The organism is Microbispora bryophytorum (assembly GCF_043197435.1).
Lineage (GTDB): Bacteria > Actinomycetota > Actinomycetes > Streptosporangiales > Streptosporangiaceae > Microbispora > Microbispora bryophytorum.
In genome coordinates this window covers 136,625-150,681 of sequence record NZ_JBICTF010000001.1, presented here as the reverse complement: position 1 = coordinate 150,681, position 14,057 = coordinate 136,625, and the positions used below count along the sequence as shown (strand labels likewise).

The window sequence follows — 14,057 nt, the reverse complement described above, 5'->3', positions numbered from 1 at the left end:
CGCCGGCGGTCACGCCTCCGGGAGATCAGCCCTGGCGGCGGACATAGTGGGATTTGGGGGGTGATGAGAGAAATGGATGGTGCTTTCCGCTCCGGTAGGCACGAGCGGAGGCGTCTCTCCCATGGCGAGACTGCTGGGAGAAAAGAGGGGAGCTCTACGTCACGGGACTCCTCGTTTCGCCGACCCGGCCGGGGAAAACCGGCCCGTGCGCGACGCTAGAACGACGATCCGGACGCGAACATCCGTAGCGATATCCGTACATCTACGGAAAAGCGACGGGCTTTGTGCGTAGGGCGTAAGAAAACGGCCACCACGTGGGGGAGAGGAGACCGGCCGCACAGGCGGGCAGCGCTAGGTTCGACGCCATGGGCAGGATGACCGAGGCGGAGTGGCGCGAGTTCGCGATGGGTGGCACCAGGACCGGCAAACTCGCCGTCACCAGGGCGGACGGGCGGCCGCACGTGACGCCGATCTGGTTCGCCCTCGACGGGGACGACGTGGTGTTCACCACCCACGAGAGCGGAGTGAAGGCCAAGGCGCTGCGCCGCGATCCCCGGGCGACCCTGTGCGTCGACGACCAGGCCCCGCCGTACTCGTACGTGATGATCGAGGGAGAGGCGACCCTGTCGGACGACCTCGCCGAGGTGCGCCACTGGGCGACGGTGCTCGGCGGGCGCTACATGGGGGAGGACCGGGCCGAGGAGTACGGCCGGCGCAACGGCGGCCCCGGGGAGTTGCTCGTGCGGCTGCGCGCCGGCAAGGTCGTCGCGTTCAAGGACGTCGCCGACTGAGGATGCCGGGGGTGTCGCCCAAGCTCCTGTACGAAGCCGTCGCCTCCTGAGCCGTCTCCCGCCGTGGCGCGCGAACAGGACGGCTCCGCGACGGCGACCTGCTGGTCGTCCTGGGCGGAAGCCCGGTCCGGGGAAGCCGTGGCCCCGCCCAGATGTCCGGACCTCCGCCCAGGGCGTCTCATCCGATCGCCCTCATGCTTGGAACCAGCTGGTCAGGATCAGCTGCGGAGGCTCCACTTCTGGTTGTTGCCGCCGTTGCAGGCCCAGAGGATGAGCTTCGTGCCGTTGGCCGTGCCGGCCGCGTTGGCGTCCAGGCACAGCCCGGACTGCACGCCGGTGATCGTGCCGTTGGAGTTGACGTTCCACTGCTGGTTGGTCTGGCCGTTGCAGTCCCAGATGATCACCTGGGTGCCGTTGGCGGTGCCCTGCCCGTAGGCGTCCAGGCACTTGTTGCCGTACACCTGGAGGCTCTTGCCCGAGGTGTAGGTGAACCGCTGGTTGGTGCCGCTCCAGCAGTCCCACAACTGCACCTGGGTGCCGTTGGCGGTGCTGGAGTTCGGCACGTCGACGCACCGGCCGGACTGGCCGCCCACGATCTGGACGCCCTGCTGCGGGTTGCCGCCGCCCGCCGGCGCGTAGCCGGCGGCGGCGATGTTCGCCTGTACGGCGTCCTCGGTGGCGGCGGTCGGATAGCCGGAGGTCAACACGCCCTCGAAGAAGGTGCCGCGGCCGGAGACGCTGTTGTCGCCGCCGATGCCGAGCAGGATGGCGCCTTCCTTCTTCATCGGGTTGTAGCCGTTGGGGCGTCGTCCGTCGAAGTAGGTCGTCAGGCCGCCCGACTGCGCGTCCGCGCCCCGGATCGCCCAGTGGTTCGGCTCGCCCTTGACCATGGCCGTGACGAAACGGTGGTTGATCGACGCGAGGTTGTTGTAGCCCGCGTTCACCCCGGAGAACAGTCCCCACTCCAGGTCGGCCATGATCCAGGGACCGGCTCCGGCCCCGTAGCCCCACTGCTTGTCGGCGCCGAAGTAGACGGTCTCCATGATGGCGGGGGCGTCGGCCTGGCCGTCCGTCTGCGCGTTGCCGTAGTCGAAGCAGCACCACTGGTTGTAGTGCGTGCCGTCGACGACGGCGTAGATGCCCTCGGGCTGGTCGCCGGTCGCGACGCCGTTGGTGTTGTTGTTGCGGTAGCCGGTGCCGGGCTCCACCCGGACGCCGTACGCCTTCTGACCGCCGATGGTGATCGGGGCCGCGGTGGCGTCGGCGAGGTTGTCCCATCCGCCGGCGGCCGGGCCCTTCCAGTAGCCGGGCGGCGCCTGGGTGAGGCGGTTGTTGCGGCCGGACTGGTCGTAGATGATCGTGATGAGGCACGTCGTGCCGGCGCAGAACGAGTCCTGCGTGGCCGCGTTGGCCACCCCGCCCGCGCTCAGCACGCCGATGTCGCGGGTGGCGTTGTCCGAGGCGCGCCGGACCTGATAGAGCGGGCCGTTGTAGGAGCCGTACAGCGCACGGGTCGTGCTGTGCGCCGCCACACACGGCGTCCCGCCCGCGGCGTAGATGTCACACGGCTGCGACGCCGCGGCTTGGGCCGTACCACCGCCGACACCACCGCCCACCAGGCACGCGGCGGCGACCAACCCGCTCGCCCCGGCCGCCAGGGCCCTTTTCAGGCTTCCGAAAACCTTCATGCCTTCTTCTCTCGATCATGAATCATGAGCGGACGGCGCCGATACGGCGAGGCCTGGCCAGCTGATGTTAGCGTTAACATCAAGTGCCGTCCGACAGCGATTCAGGGTTGACGGTAGTGCGGAGTCAATGCAATGAAGGTCCCGGCGTCAAGGACGTGGGCCGCTGTCTCGGACGGCCGGGTGCCGTCGGCGTCCCGCCTGGGCACTTGCTGTGGCGTGCTCGCACCGTTGCGACGAGACGTGAAACTTTCATTCGCGTGGTGAGCCGTCCCCGCCTCACCGCACCGCCGTCCGGCGGCTGTGCGCGGGATGCCGGTGGCGTCGGTGATCGACTGGTGCGTGCCGCCGGCCCGGCCTCGCCGCCGCCTTCCCGGGGAGGCGAGGCGCGGGTCCGGATTGCGCCTACGCGTCCTTCTCGGACGTGTCGCCCTTGCCGGGTTCGGCCATGCGGCGGTGCAGGGCGGCCTTGGCCGTGTCCGGGGTGACCCGGCCCGCCAAGCCCTGGACCTTGTTCATGAAGGACCCGGCGACGACCTTGTCGTCGCCCTTCATCAGCGCGTCGAAGCCCTGCCGGGCGACCTCGGCCGGGTCGTCCTTCTTGCCCGATCCCACCCGTGTGTCCTCCATGCCGGCCCGCTCGAAGAACTCGGTGTCCGTCGGGCCCGGCAGGAGCGAGGTGACGGTGACGCCGGAGTCCTTCAGCTCGCCCCGCAGTGCCTCGGCGAACGAGTGGAGGAACGCCTTGCTCGCGGCGTACACGGCCTCGAACGGCCCGGGCGTGAGCGCGGCGACCGACGACGTGAACAGGATCTTCCCCTTGCCGCGGGTGGTCATGGCGGCGACGGCGCGCTTGACCAGGTGCACCGAGGACGTGACGTTGAGCTCGATGAGCTTGAGCTCGGCCTCCAGCGAGGTCCCATGGGCGAAGGCGCCGCCCACGCCGACGCCCGCGTTGACCGCCACGGCGTCGACGGGCCGTCCGGCCGCGACGGTCGCGGTCCACAGCCGCTCGACCTCGTCATACCGGGTGAGGTCGGCGCGCACCGGCGTGACCTGCCCGCCGTACTCCCTCAGCGACCCGGCGGCGGCGTCCAGCTCCGCGTCCTCCGCCGTGACCACCACGTCGAAGCCGTGCTGGGCGAACTGCCTGGCGAGCTCATACCCGATGCCGCTGGAGGCGCCGGTCACGAGGGCCAGCGGCCGTTCCGTCGTCGTCATCTCTCCTCCTTCTCGTCGTGTCGTCCGTCCGCCCCGCGCATGGCGCGGACCGCGAGGGCCAGCGTGGCGCCGTACACCACGTGGGCCGCGGCCATGACGACCGGGCGGCCGCGCGCGGGGTCGCGCGAGACGGGCGGCAGGATGTTCAGCGCGGGCACCCAGCCCTGGTAGGCGCCGAGCCAGATCAGCAGGGCGTAGCCCACCCCGAGGGGGACGCCGGAGCCGCGCCCGCGGGTGAGCAGCGCGAACGCCGCGCCGCAGCCGGCGCCGAAACCCAGGTGCGCGGCGGCCCCGAGGACGTTCTCACCGCGTTTGGGCCGGTGCCGCCGGCCCGGCAGGGCCGCCCTCACGATGTGCTTGGGCGGCTGGCCCGGCATCAGGCCGCTCTTCTGGCCGGCGAGCATCACCGCGCTCATCGTGAGGGTGGACAGCGTTCCGGCGGCCGCGCCGCGTACGAGTCGGCGGATCAAAGGATTTCCTCCAGGAGCTTCTACAGGCGCCGAGAGAGCTTCTCGGCGAGTCCCGCGGGGTCGGCGACCGTCACGGTCAGGCCGGGGTGGCGCAGCAGCCCGAGCGGCTCGCCGCCCCGGATCGGCTCGTGGAACCGCACGCACAGCCCCTTGCGGGCGCTGGTGGCGAACGTCAGCCCGCGGTCGGCGAGCGACACGTGGACCCCGATCGCCCGGAACGGCGAGTAGGGGCCGGTCGTCTCGACGCCGGAGACATTGGCCAGCGGGGTCTCGGTCACCCAGGGCCCGAAGCGGACCCGCAGTGTGCCGGGGCCGACCAGCACCCCGGCGGTGTCCGGGCGGATGCCCAGGACGGACAGCAGGGGGGCGAATCTGGGATCGAAGTCGAACGTGAAGCGTTCCGGCTTGCCCGCGGTGGTGTCGTCGGTCATCGCTACCCCTCCCGGCGCCTCGGTCGTCGATGGGTCCGGCCGGTGGGCCCGTTTCCCCGGGCCCCGGTCGCCGCGGCTCCGGCCCCGGCGACGTCCCGCCGGGACCGAGCGCGCGAATGCCGCCATACCCCCTCGGTCGGGATCAAACAGGGCCTCGCGTCGCGAAGCCCCGGCCGGGGGAGGGCCGGGGCTCCGGCGACCGCCCGCCGTACGGCGGCGGACGGACGTCAGTCCGTGCTGGGTCACACCCTGTCGGCGACCGTCCTGCGGGACAGCAGGAAGCCGAGGGCGATCATCCCGAGGCCGAGGAACAGGTGCAGCCAGTTGTCGGCGTTGTTGACCGGGACGAAGTTGGCCGCGCTGTCGTGCCCCACCAGCAGGCCGTACAGCCACAGCACCATGTAGACGGCGCCGCCGCGCCCCGAAATCACCTGTCATTGGGATTGGTTTGTACGCTTGCGCGTCATGAGTGTGATGGTGCGGAACAATGTGCGAATCACCGGCCGGCCGGACGGCCGCCCGATGGTCTTCGCCCACGGGTTCGGGTGCGACCAGAACATGTGGCGGCTGGTCGCTCCCGCATTCGAGGACGACCACCGGGTCGTCCTGTTCGACTACGTGGGCTCCGGTGACTCCGACCTGTCGGCCTACTCGCCCGAGCGGTACTCCTCTCTCCAGGGGTACGCGCAGGACATCCTGGATATCTGCGCCGAGCTCGACCTGACCGACGCGGTCTTCGTGGGTCATTCGGTGAGCGCGATGATCGGCGCGCTGGCGGCGATCAGGGAGCCGGCGCGCTTCGGTGCGCTGGTGATGGTCGGGCCCTCGCCCCGCTACATCGACGACGAGGGCTACGTCGGCGGCTTCACCGCGGCCGACATCGAGGAACTGCTGGAGTCGCTCGACAGCAACTACCTCGGCTGGTCCGGCGCCATGGCCCCGGTGATCATGGGTAACCCGGAGCGCCCCGAGCTGGGGGCCGAGCTGACCAACAGCTTCTGCCGCACTGACCCGGACATCGCCAAGCGGTTCGCGACGGTGACGTTCATGTCGGACAACCGGGCCGACCTGTCGCGGGTGCCGGTGCGCTGCCTGATCCTGCAGTGCTCCGAGGACGTGATCGCCCCGGTCGAGGTCGGCACGTTCGTGCACAAGCACATCCCCGGCAGCGAGCTCGTGCTGATGCGGGCGACCGGGCACTGCCCCAACCTGAGCGCGCCCGAGGAGACCGTCTCCGCGATCAGGGCGTTCCTGTAGGTGCGCGGCGTCGAGGACGACTTCGAGGAGCTCTACGAACACGCGCCCTGCGGATACCTGTCCACGCTGCCCGACGGGACGATCGTCCGGGTCAACCGGACGCTGCTGGAGCTCACCGGGTACGACCCCGGTGAGCTGACCGGCGGCATGCGGATCCAGAACCTGCTGGCCGTCGGCGACCGCATCTTCTACGAGACCCACTTCGCCCCGCTGCTCGCGATGCAGTCGGTCGTCCGCGAGATCGCGGTCGACGTGCGCCGCGCCGACGGCACCCGGCTGCCGGTGCTGCTCAACGCGGTGATGCGGGACGACCCGGGGGTCATCCGCTTCTGCGTCTTCGCCGCGACGGACCGGCGGGAGTACGAGCGCGAGCTGCTGCGCGCCCGCCAGCACGCCGAGCGGTCGGAGGCGGAGGCGCGCGAGCTGGCCCGCACCCTGCAGCGCAGCTTCATCCCCCCGGCCCTGCCGGAGATCCCGGGGCTCCAGGTCGCCGGGGCATTCCGGCCCGCCGGGCGCGGCGACCAGGTGGGCGGCGACTTCTACGACATGTACGAGACCGTGGACGGCTGGGAGCTCGCCCTCGGCGACGTGTGCGGCAAGGGCGTGGAGGCCGCCGTCGTCACCAGTCTGGCCCGCTACACGCTGCGGGCCGCGGCGATCCGGGAGCCGAGCCCGTCGGCGGTGCTGTCCGCGCTCAACCGGACCCTGCTGAGCGAGCGGGCGGGCCGGTTCCTGACGGCCGTGTACGGCCGGCTCGCGCCCGCCGGCCATCACTTCCGGCTCACCGTCTGCCTGGCCGGTCACCCGCACCCGCTGCGGGCCCGCGGGGACGCGGTCGGCGAGATCGGGCGGCCGGGCAACGTCCTCGGGCTGCTGCCCAGGGTCAGGCTGACCGACGTCGACGTCGATCTCGCCCCCGGCGACGCGGTCCTCTTCTACACCGACGGCGTCGTCGAGGGACGCAGGGACGAGGAACTGTACGGCGAGGAGCGGCTGCGGCGCCTGCTCGGCGCCTCCCGCGCCATGGGGGCGGCGGGGATCGCCGAGGCGGTCGTCAACGAGGCCGTCGCCTTCCAGTCCGGGCTGCCCCGCGACGACATCGCCGTCGTCGTGCTCAAGATCCCCGCCTGATCGCGCCGCACGCCGCGCCGTGCCGCCGGCCGCCTGCACCACGGCCCGACGACGGTGGCGCTCTCACCGGCGCATCGGGCGAGCCGAGCCATGAGCCGTCTTCGTCCCTGTGGTTCACTGATGGATCATGCGAGGGACACGGGTCCGGGACGCGCGGGCCGCGGCGGCCCACTGGGTCGCCCGTGAGGCCGCGTCCGCCGCGAACTTCGCCGGGGCCTACCTCACCGGGTCGGCGGCCTGGGCCGATCCGGACGCGATGCTGCCGCCCACGTCGGACGTCGACGTGGCGGTCGTGGTCACCGATTCCGCCCCGCCGCCCAAGCTCGGCAAGGTCCCCTGGGAGGGAGTGCTCGTCGAGGTCACGTACGTGTCCTGGGACGGGCTCGCCTCGGCGGACGACGTGCTGGCCTCCTGCCACCTGGCCGGCGCCTTCCGCACCGACACGGTGATCGCCGACCCCACCGGGCGGCTGGCCCGGCTCCAGGCCGCCGTCGCGGCGGGCTTCGCCGAACGGCGCTGGGTGCGCCTGCGGTGCGAGGACGCCGAGCGTCGTATCACCGGCGGGCTCGCGGCGCTCGATCCCCGCAGGCCGTTCCACGACCAGGTCACCGCCTGGCTGTTCCCGGCCGGCGTCACGACCCACGTGCTCCTCGCCGCAGGGCTGCGCAACCCCACCGTGCGGCTGCGCTACCCGGCCGTCCGCGAACTCCTGCGGGCATACCGCCGGACGGACGTCTACGAGGAGCTGCTCGGCCTGCTCGGCTGCGCGCACCTGACCCGCGAGCGGGTCACCGCCCACCTCGCCGCGATGACGAGGGCCTTCGACGCGGCAGCGGCCGCGGCCCGCACGCCGTTCCCCTTCTCCGCCGACGTCACCGAGGCGGCCCGGCCGGTGGCGGTGGACGGCGGCGCCGACCTCGTCGCGCGGGGACTGCACCGCGAGGCCGTCTTCTGGATCGCCGCGACGTACGCCCGGTGCCTGAAGATCCTCGCCGCGGACGCGCCGGGGGAGACGGGCCACCTCGCCGGGTTCGCGGACCTGGCGGCCGACCTGGGCGCCGGGTCGCCGGACGACCTGCGGCACAGGGCGAGCGAGGTGACCGCGTACCTGCCCCGCCTGCGCGCGGTCGCCGAGGAGATCATGGACGCGAACCCCGAGATCCGGGACGGGTCAGCTCCCGGTGGGTGACGGGCTCGGCGAGACGGCCGGCGGTGAGCCGGGCGAAGCAACCGGCGACGCGCTCGGCGACGCGGTCGGCGATGGGCTCAGTGACAGGCTCGGCGACGGGCTCGGCGATGGGCTCGGTGACGGGCTCGGCCAGGGGGAGTAGGTGCTCCTCCACGTTCCGGGCGGCAGGACCGGGACGTCGACCCGGGTCGTTCCCGCGTTCTGGAACCGGAACGTCACGGGGATCGTGCCACCGCTGCGCAGCGGGCGGGTGAGGCCGGCGAGCAGCACCTGAGGGAGGGCCGTCCCGCCGACGTACTTCCCGCCGGGGATCTCCAGGCCGCCGGCGGGCAGGCGGGTCTCCCGGAACACGCCCCCGGTGTCCACCGACAGCAGGCGGTCGGTGCGGCCGCTCTCGTTGAGCAGCATCATGTACATCGGCATGTCGGTCCCCGCCGGGGCGGGCTGCTGCGAGCCGATGATGAAGGCGTTGCGGAGCAGCAGGCCGGGCAGGTTCACGTTCGCCCCCTCGTTCTGGGGCATCGTCTGGGTGTAGTAGTCCTGCTTGATGTCGCCGCAGGCGGTGACGGTCGCGGCCGCGATGCATAGAGCCGCCAGGATGCTGCGCATGTCGACCTCGGCTCGCTCGGAGGGCCTCTTTCGGGCTCGGTACCCCCTCTGGCAGTCGCTTACGACCGGGAAATAATGCGAGCCTTTGGGCAAGGGGCAATCACCGAGGAAAGCGGAGGAAACGCATGCAGTCGATCTCCCCGGAGAAGGCCGGGTTCGCGCCGGACCTGCCTCTCCGGCTGGACGCCCTCGTACGGCGGGGCGGGGCGCCGGCCCTGCACGGCGTCGTGGTGGCCCGGCACGGCCACGTCGTCCTCGAGTGGTACGGCGGCGGCGAGGACTACGTGCTGAACACCCCGCTCGGCCACGTGGACTTCGGACCGGACACGCTCCACGATGTGCGCTCGGTCACCAAGAGCCTGGTGGCGCTGCTGTACGGCCTGGCGCTGGAGTCCGGCGTGGTGCCGGACCCCGGCGCGCCGATCCTGTCGGTCTTCCCCGAGTACGCCGACCTGGCGGCCGATCCCCGCCGGGCCGGGCTGACGATCGCCCACGCGCTGACGATGACGATGGGCCTGGAGTGGGACGAGAGCGCGCCCTACACCAGCCCGGCGAACAGCGAGATCGCGATGGAGCTGGCGCCGGACCGCTGCCGCTGGGTGCTGGAGCGCCCGTTCGTGGAGGAGCCGGGCGAGCGGTGGCGCTACAGCGGCGGCGCCGCGGCCCTCGTCGGCGCGATCGTGGAGAGGGGCACGGGCCTGCGCCTTCAGGAGTTCGCCCGCAGGGCGCTGTTCGAGCCGCTCGGCGCCGGAGCCTTCGAATGGTCGGCCGGCGCCGACGGGACCGCTCTGGCCGCCTCCGGCCTGCGCCTGACGCCGCGCGGCCTGGCCAGGATCGGGCAGGCGGTGCTGGACGGCGAGGTCGCCCCCGGCTGGACAGGGGAGATGCTGCGCCCACGTGTGCCCGCCTGGGAGGACGTCTCCTACGGGTACATGTGGTACGCGGGCCGGGACGGGCGGGCGGCGGCCATGGGCAACGGCGGCCAGCGGCTGTTCCTGCTGGCCGATCTCGGCCTCGTCGTGGCCGTCACCGGCGGCGACTACAACGGGCCGGACCAGGACACGGCGCCGAGGGCGGTCCTGGAGGATGTCGTCCTGCCCACCATGACGTGAGGAGAGGCCAGATGATTTTCATCACCGCGAAGTTCCGGGTGCTGCCGCAGTACGCCGACCAGTGGCCGGAGATCACCCGTGAGTTCACCGAGGCGACCCGCGCGGAGCCGGGCTGCCTGTGGTTCGACTGGTCGCGCGGCCTCGACGACCCGGCCGAATACGTCCTCGTCGAGGCGTTCCGGGACGACGAGGCCGGAGCGGCGCACGTCGGGTCGGACCACTTCCGGACCGCCCGTCGGACGCTGCCGCCCCACCTCGCCGAGACCCCGAGAATCGTCAACGTCACGGTCCCGCAGGACGACTGGTCCCTCCTCGGCGAGATGGCCGTCCCCGCCGGAGACTGAAACTCGCTCAGAATCCGCAGGCGTCCCGGCGATGCCCTCGGAAGTCTCGTCTTCCGAGGGCATCGGGGTCCGTCAGTAGCCGAGGTCGCCGAGGTCGGGCTGCTGCCAGCCGCCCTGCGGCACGTCGCCCTTGTACGGCCCGCTCACGACCGGGGGCACGAAGGTCTCCTTGATCGTGCGGGCGTTGACCCAGCGGATCAGGTTGAAGATCGAGCCGGCCTTGTCGTTGGTGCCCGAGGCGCGGGCGCCGCCGAACGGCTGCTGCCCGACGACCGCGCCGGTCGGCTTGTCGTTGACGTAGAAGTTGCCCGCCGCGAAGCGCAGCCGCTCGGTGGCGTCGTCGATCGCGTACCGGTCCTGCGCGATGATCGACCCGGTCAGCGCGTACGGTGCGACGCCCTCCATCTGGTCCAGCACGGCGTCGTACGCGGTGTCGTCGTAGACGTGGACGGCGAGGATCGGGCCGAAGTACTCCTTCACGAAGACCTCGTCGGCGGGGTCGGCGCACTCCAGCACGGTCGGCCGCACGAAGTAGCCGGTCGAGTCGTCGTAGGAGCCGGTGAGCACCTCGGTCGAGTCGGCCGACCGCGCCCGGTCGATCGCCTCCCTGTGCTTGGCGAAGGCCCGCGCGTCGATCACCGCGCCCATGAACGTGGACAGGTCGCCCGACACGTCGCCCACGGTGAGCGACTCGGCCGCCGAGACGAAGTCGTCGCGCATCCGGGTCCACAGCGAGCGCGGCACGTACGCCCGGGAGGCCGCCGAGCACTTCTGGCCCTGGTATTCGAACGCGCCCCGCAGCAGCGCGGTCGCCAGCGTCCCGGGCTCCGCGGACGGGTGGGCCAGGATGAAGTCCTTGCCGCCGGTCTCGCCGACGAGCCGCGGGTAGCCGCGGTAGCCCGCGATGTTCTCGCCGACGGTGCGCCACAGGTGCTGGAACGTGGCCGTCGAACCGGTGAAGTGGATCCCGGCCAGCTCGGGGTGGGGGAGCGCGACCTCGGAGACGGCGCCGCCGTTGCCGGTGACCATGTTGATCACACCGGGCGGCAGCCCGGCCGCCTCCAGCAGCCGCATGGTGAAGTGCGCCGAGAACTGCTGCGTCGGCGACGGCTTCCACACCACGACGTTGCCCATCAGCGCCGCCGCCGCCGGCAGGTTGGCCGCGATGGAGGTGAAGTTGAACGGCGTGATCGCCAGGACGAAGCCCTCCAGCGGCCGATACTCCATGCGGTTCCACACGCCCGGCGCCGACTGCGGCTGCTCGGCGAGCAGCCGCCGGGCGTAGGCGACGTTGAACCGGAAGAAGTCGATCAGCTCGCACGCGGCGTCGATCTCGGCCTGCTGCGCCGACTTCGACTGGCCGAGGATGGTGGCGGCGTTGAGCGTGGCCCGCCACGGGCCGCTGAGCAGTTCGGCGGCCCTGAGGAACACCGCGGCGCGCTCCTCGAACGGCAGGGCCCGCCAGCGCGGCGCGGCCTCCAGCGCCGTGTCCACCGCCGCCCGCAGGTCGGCCGCGGTGGCGTCGGCCGTACGGCCGAGCACGGCGGCGTGGTTGTGCGGCTGCACGACGTCGATCGGAGCGCCGCCGGCCATGCGCCGCTCGCCGCCGATCGTCATCGTCAGGTCGAGGGACGCCCCCGACAACTCCTTGATCCGGGTCTCCAGCGCCGTGCGCTCGGCGCTGCCCGGTCCGTACGCGTGCACCGGCTCGTTCGCCGGCACCGGGACGTCGGTGATCGCATCCATCATTTACCCCTCAGAGCGCGAAGGAAGAAGGCGACGTTGGCCGGGCGCTCGGCGAGGCGTCGCATGAAGTAGCCGTACCAGTCGTCGCCGTAGGGGACGTAGACCCGCACCCGCGACCCGGCCGCGGCCAGCGCCGCCTGCCTGTCGGCCCGGATGCCGTAGAGCATCTGGAACTCGTAGTCGCCGGCGCCGCGTCCGGCGCTCACCGCGAGCGACTCGGCGATCGCGATCAGCCGGTCGTCGTGCGTGGCCACCATGGGATAGCCCGTGCCCGACATGAGCGCCCGCAGGCACCGCACGTACGCGCGGTCGACCTCGGCCTTGCTCTGCCAGGCCACCGAGGCGGGCTCGGCGTAGGCGCCCTTGACCAGCCGCACCCGCGACCCTGCGAGGTCGCGGCAGTCGGCCTCGCTGCGGAACAGGTAGGCCTGGATCGCCACGCCCGTCTCCGGGAAGTCCTCCCGCAGCGCGCGCAGCACGCCGAGCGTCGCGTCGACGGTGGTGTGGTCCTCCATGTCCAGGGTGACCGTGGCGCCGCACTCCCGCGCCGCCGCGCAGATCTGCCGCGCGTTCTCCAGGGCCATGCCGGGATCGAGGGCCTGGCCGACGGCCGACAGCTTGACCGACACCTCGGCCCGGTCGCCGAGGCCGAGCGGCCGCAGCTCCTCCAGCAACGAGACGTACGCCTTGGCGGCGGCGACGGCGGTCCCGGGATCCCGGACCTCCTCGCCCAGATGATCGATGGTGACCGACAGCCCCGAGCCGGTCAGGCGGCGCGTCGCGGCGACGGCGTCCGCGGCGGACTCTCCGGCCACGAAGCGGTCGACGACCTTGCGCGTGAGCGGGAGCCCCGACACGGCCCGGCGGGCGAGCGGGCTGCGTGAGCCCGCGAGAAGCAGGGAACCGAGCATGGCTTCAGGCTAAATCCGCACGTCACAGAAGTTCCACGGACATCCGCCACAGCATTTTTCGACAAATGCACAAGAATGTCAGCATGCAAGACATCGTCGATGAGATCTCCCGGCTGCTGGACGCCTCCGTGACGCTGGAGGACCGCTCGTTCAACCTGCTGGCGTACGGCGCGCAGAGCGGGGACATCGACCGTGTGCGGCAGGAGTCGATCCTGCGCCGGCACGCCTCCGACGAGGTGCGCGCCCACTTCGAGGCGTACGGCATCGCGACCGCGACGGGCCCGGTGCGCATCCCCGGGCTGCCCGGCCTGCTCGGTCGCGTGTGCGTGCCGCTGCGGCATGGCGGGGTGACCTACGGCTACCTGTGGGCCCTCGAATCGGGGGCGCTCACCGACGAGCGCCTGGCCACCGTCGCGCCGCTGGTGAGCAGGGCCGCCGCGCTGCTGGCCACGCAGGCACGCGGCCGGCACGCCCCGCTGCGCCAGTTCTTCTCGGCCGACCCCGCGGTCCGCGCCACCGCCCGGATGAACGTCGAGGGACCGGTGACGGCGGTGGCCGTGCGGACGCCCGCGGAGGCGTCCGGACCGCCGCGCGCGCTGCCGCGCGGCGTGCTGGCCGACCCGGAGGTGACCGACACGGCGGTGAACGCGCCGCTGCTCGCGGTGCTGGCGCCCGCCGCGCAGGCCGCGCACGTCGCGCGCCTCCTGCACGGCCTGTACGGCCTGGCCGCCGGAGTCGGGGGCCCGCGCGATGATCCCGGGGAGGCGTGGCAGAGCTGGCAGGAGGCGCTGCTGGCGCTGCGGGTGGCCGAGCACGTCGAGCGGCACGCCCCGGTGGCCGACTGGGGCGCGCTCGGCGTCTACCGGCTGCTGGCCCGTCTGTCCCCGCGCGAGCTGGCCGACCTCGCCGCCGAGTCGGCCGCCCTCACGCCCAGGATCGCGGCGAGCGTGGAGGCCTACCTCGATCACGCCGGGCAGGTCAAGGAGACGGCGGCGGCGCTGGGCGTGCACCGGCAGACGCTGTACTACCGCCTGGGCAAGGCGGGGCACCTCACGGGGCTCGACCTCGCCGACGGGGAGGACCGCCTGCTGCTCCATCTGTCGCTGAAGGCGGCCCTGCTCGCAAGCCACGCGTGACGCTCACACCTGTCACGCGTCTCC

The 14,057-nt window shown here is 72.2% G+C and carries 15 protein-coding genes; 7 read left to right on the top strand and 8 right to left on the bottom strand.

Annotation, left to right across the window (positions count from 1 at the left end; translation table 11 throughout):
- Positions 1-365 precede the first annotated feature (365 nt).
- Complete coding sequence (locus tag ACGFIB_RS00690; protein WP_393367590.1) at positions 366-791, top strand: PPOX class F420-dependent oxidoreductase; 426 nt, start codon at positions 366-368, stop codon at positions 789-791.
- A 218-nt stretch (positions 792-1,009) separates the two neighbouring features.
- Here ACGFIB_RS00690 and ACGFIB_RS00685 read toward each other — a convergent pair whose 3' ends face one another.
- From ACGFIB_RS00685 to ACGFIB_RS00665, 5 genes are all read right to left on the bottom strand, one after another.
- Positions 1,010-2,479 carry an arabinofuranosidase catalytic domain-containing protein gene (locus ACGFIB_RS00685; protein WP_357258163.1) on the bottom strand — a complete coding sequence of 490 codons (1,470 nt, stop codon included), beginning with the start codon at positions 2,477-2,479 and terminating at the stop codon, positions 1,010-1,012.
- 402 nt (positions 2,480-2,881) lie between these two features.
- Positions 2,882-3,697 (bottom strand): SDR family NAD(P)-dependent oxidoreductase, encoded by an 816-nt coding sequence (locus tag ACGFIB_RS00680; protein ID WP_393367587.1) that lies wholly within the window; start codon positions 3,695-3,697, stop codon positions 2,882-2,884.
- Positions 3,694-4,167: a DUF6789 family protein gene (locus ACGFIB_RS00675; protein ID WP_357250385.1), complete on the bottom strand. Its 474-nt coding sequence runs from the start codon at positions 4,165-4,167 to the stop codon at positions 3,694-3,696. The genes ACGFIB_RS00680 and ACGFIB_RS00675 overlap by 4 nt, the downstream gene beginning before the upstream one ends.
- Positions 4,168-4,187: 20 nt before the next feature.
- Positions 4,188-4,598 carry a hypothetical protein gene (locus tag ACGFIB_RS00670; protein WP_142575545.1) on the bottom strand — a complete coding sequence of 137 codons (411 nt, stop codon included), beginning with the start codon at positions 4,596-4,598 and terminating at the stop codon, positions 4,188-4,190.
- A 242-nt stretch (positions 4,599-4,840) separates the two neighbouring features.
- The gene (locus ACGFIB_RS00665) at positions 4,841-5,029 is read right to left on the bottom strand and encodes a DUF4383 domain-containing protein (RefSeq protein WP_357250382.1); all 189 of its coding nucleotides are present in this window, start codon (positions 5,027-5,029) and stop codon (positions 4,841-4,843) included.
- Positions 5,030-5,063: 34 nt separating this feature from the next.
- Between ACGFIB_RS00665 and ACGFIB_RS00660 the strand changes: the two genes are divergently transcribed.
- The 3 genes from ACGFIB_RS00660 (at position 5,064) to ACGFIB_RS00650 (ending at position 8,175) form a co-directional block, all read left to right on the top strand.
- Positions 5,064-5,855 (top strand): alpha/beta fold hydrolase, encoded by a 792-nt coding sequence (locus ACGFIB_RS00660; RefSeq protein WP_357250379.1) that lies wholly within the window; start codon positions 5,064-5,066, stop codon positions 5,853-5,855.
- Positions 5,856-6,986 (top strand): PP2C family protein-serine/threonine phosphatase, encoded by a 1,131-nt coding sequence (locus ACGFIB_RS00655; RefSeq protein WP_357250376.1) that lies wholly within the window; start codon positions 5,856-5,858, stop codon positions 6,984-6,986.
- Between the two features lie 127 nt (positions 6,987-7,113).
- Positions 7,114-8,175, top strand: coding sequence for a hypothetical protein (locus tag ACGFIB_RS00650; protein WP_393367584.1), 1,062 nt, complete (start codon positions 7,114-7,116; stop codon positions 8,173-8,175).
- On the opposite strand, the gene ACGFIB_RS00645 is transcribed toward ACGFIB_RS00650, so the two are convergent.
- Positions 8,158-8,784 (bottom strand): copper chaperone PCu(A)C, encoded by a 627-nt coding sequence (locus ACGFIB_RS00645; RefSeq protein WP_393367582.1) that lies wholly within the window; start codon positions 8,782-8,784, stop codon positions 8,158-8,160. The two genes, ACGFIB_RS00650 and ACGFIB_RS00645, sit on opposite strands and share 18 nt — an antisense overlap.
- 125 nt (positions 8,785-8,909) lie before the next feature.
- Between ACGFIB_RS00645 and ACGFIB_RS00640 the strand changes: the two genes are divergently transcribed.
- Positions 8,910-9,896 (top strand): serine hydrolase domain-containing protein, encoded by a 987-nt coding sequence (locus ACGFIB_RS00640; protein ID WP_393367580.1) that lies wholly within the window; start codon positions 8,910-8,912, stop codon positions 9,894-9,896.
- An 11-nt stretch (positions 9,897-9,907) separates the two neighbouring features.
- Complete coding sequence (locus tag ACGFIB_RS00635) at positions 9,908-10,240, top strand: putative quinol monooxygenase (protein WP_191050707.1); 333 nt, start codon at positions 9,908-9,910, stop codon at positions 10,238-10,240.
- 72 nt (positions 10,241-10,312) lie between these two features.
- On the opposite strand, the gene pruA is transcribed toward ACGFIB_RS00635, so the two are convergent.
- Both pruA and ACGFIB_RS00625 read right to left on the bottom strand, forming a co-directional pair.
- Entirely contained in the window at positions 10,313-11,986 is a 1,674-nt protein-coding gene (gene pruA, locus ACGFIB_RS00630) for an L-glutamate gamma-semialdehyde dehydrogenase (RefSeq protein ID WP_357258193.1), read from the bottom strand.
- Positions 11,986-12,897 (bottom strand): proline dehydrogenase family protein, encoded by a 912-nt coding sequence (locus ACGFIB_RS00625; protein WP_142575554.1) that lies wholly within the window; start codon positions 12,895-12,897, stop codon positions 11,986-11,988. Before ACGFIB_RS00625 ends, pruA begins: the two co-directional genes overlap by 1 nt.
- Positions 12,898-12,980: 83 nt before the next feature.
- Here ACGFIB_RS00625 and ACGFIB_RS00620 point away from each other — a divergent pair, with 83 nt between their 5' ends.
- Complete coding sequence (locus tag ACGFIB_RS00620; protein WP_357250365.1) at positions 12,981-14,033, top strand: PucR family transcriptional regulator; 1,053 nt, start codon at positions 12,981-12,983, stop codon at positions 14,031-14,033.
- The last annotated feature ends 24 nt before the right edge of the window (positions 14,034-14,057 follow it).

Excerpts from the sequence above, each read along its gene's own strand:
- ACGFIB_RS00690 (WP_393367590.1), top strand. The coding sequence starts at position 366 with ATGGGCAGGATGACCGAGGCGGAGTGGCGCGAGTTCGCGATGGGTGGC.
- ACGFIB_RS00685 (WP_357258163.1), bottom strand. The coding sequence starts at position 2,479 with ATGAAGGTTTTCGGAAGCCTGAAAAGGGCCCTGGCGGCCGGGGCGAGC.
- ACGFIB_RS00680 (WP_393367587.1), bottom strand. The coding sequence starts at position 3,697 with ATGACGACGACGGAACGGCCGCTGGCCCTCGTGACCGGCGCCTCCAGC.
- ACGFIB_RS00670 (WP_142575545.1), bottom strand. The coding sequence starts at position 4,598 with ATGACCGACGACACCACCGCGGGCAAGCCGGAACGCTTCACGTTCGAC.
- ACGFIB_RS00660 (WP_357250379.1), top strand. The coding sequence starts at position 5,064 with ATGAGTGTGATGGTGCGGAACAATGTGCGAATCACCGGCCGGCCGGAC.
- ACGFIB_RS00650 (WP_393367584.1), top strand. The coding sequence starts at position 7,114 with ATGCGAGGGACACGGGTCCGGGACGCGCGGGCCGCGGCGGCCCACTGG.
- ACGFIB_RS00645 (WP_393367582.1), bottom strand. The coding sequence starts at position 8,784 with ATGCGCAGCATCCTGGCGGCTCTATGCATCGCGGCCGCGACCGTCACC.
- ACGFIB_RS00640 (WP_393367580.1), top strand. The coding sequence starts at position 8,910 with ATGCAGTCGATCTCCCCGGAGAAGGCCGGGTTCGCGCCGGACCTGCCT.
- ACGFIB_RS00635 (WP_191050707.1), top strand. The coding sequence starts at position 9,908 with ATGATTTTCATCACCGCGAAGTTCCGGGTGCTGCCGCAGTACGCCGAC.
- pruA (WP_357258193.1), bottom strand. The coding sequence starts at position 11,986 with ATGGATGCGATCACCGACGTCCCGGTGCCGGCGAACGAGCCGGTGCAC.
- ACGFIB_RS00625 (WP_142575554.1), bottom strand. The coding sequence starts at position 12,897 with ATGCTCGGTTCCCTGCTTCTCGCGGGCTCACGCAGCCCGCTCGCCCGC.
- ACGFIB_RS00620 (WP_357250365.1), top strand. The coding sequence starts at position 12,981 with ATGCAAGACATCGTCGATGAGATCTCCCGGCTGCTGGACGCCTCCGTG.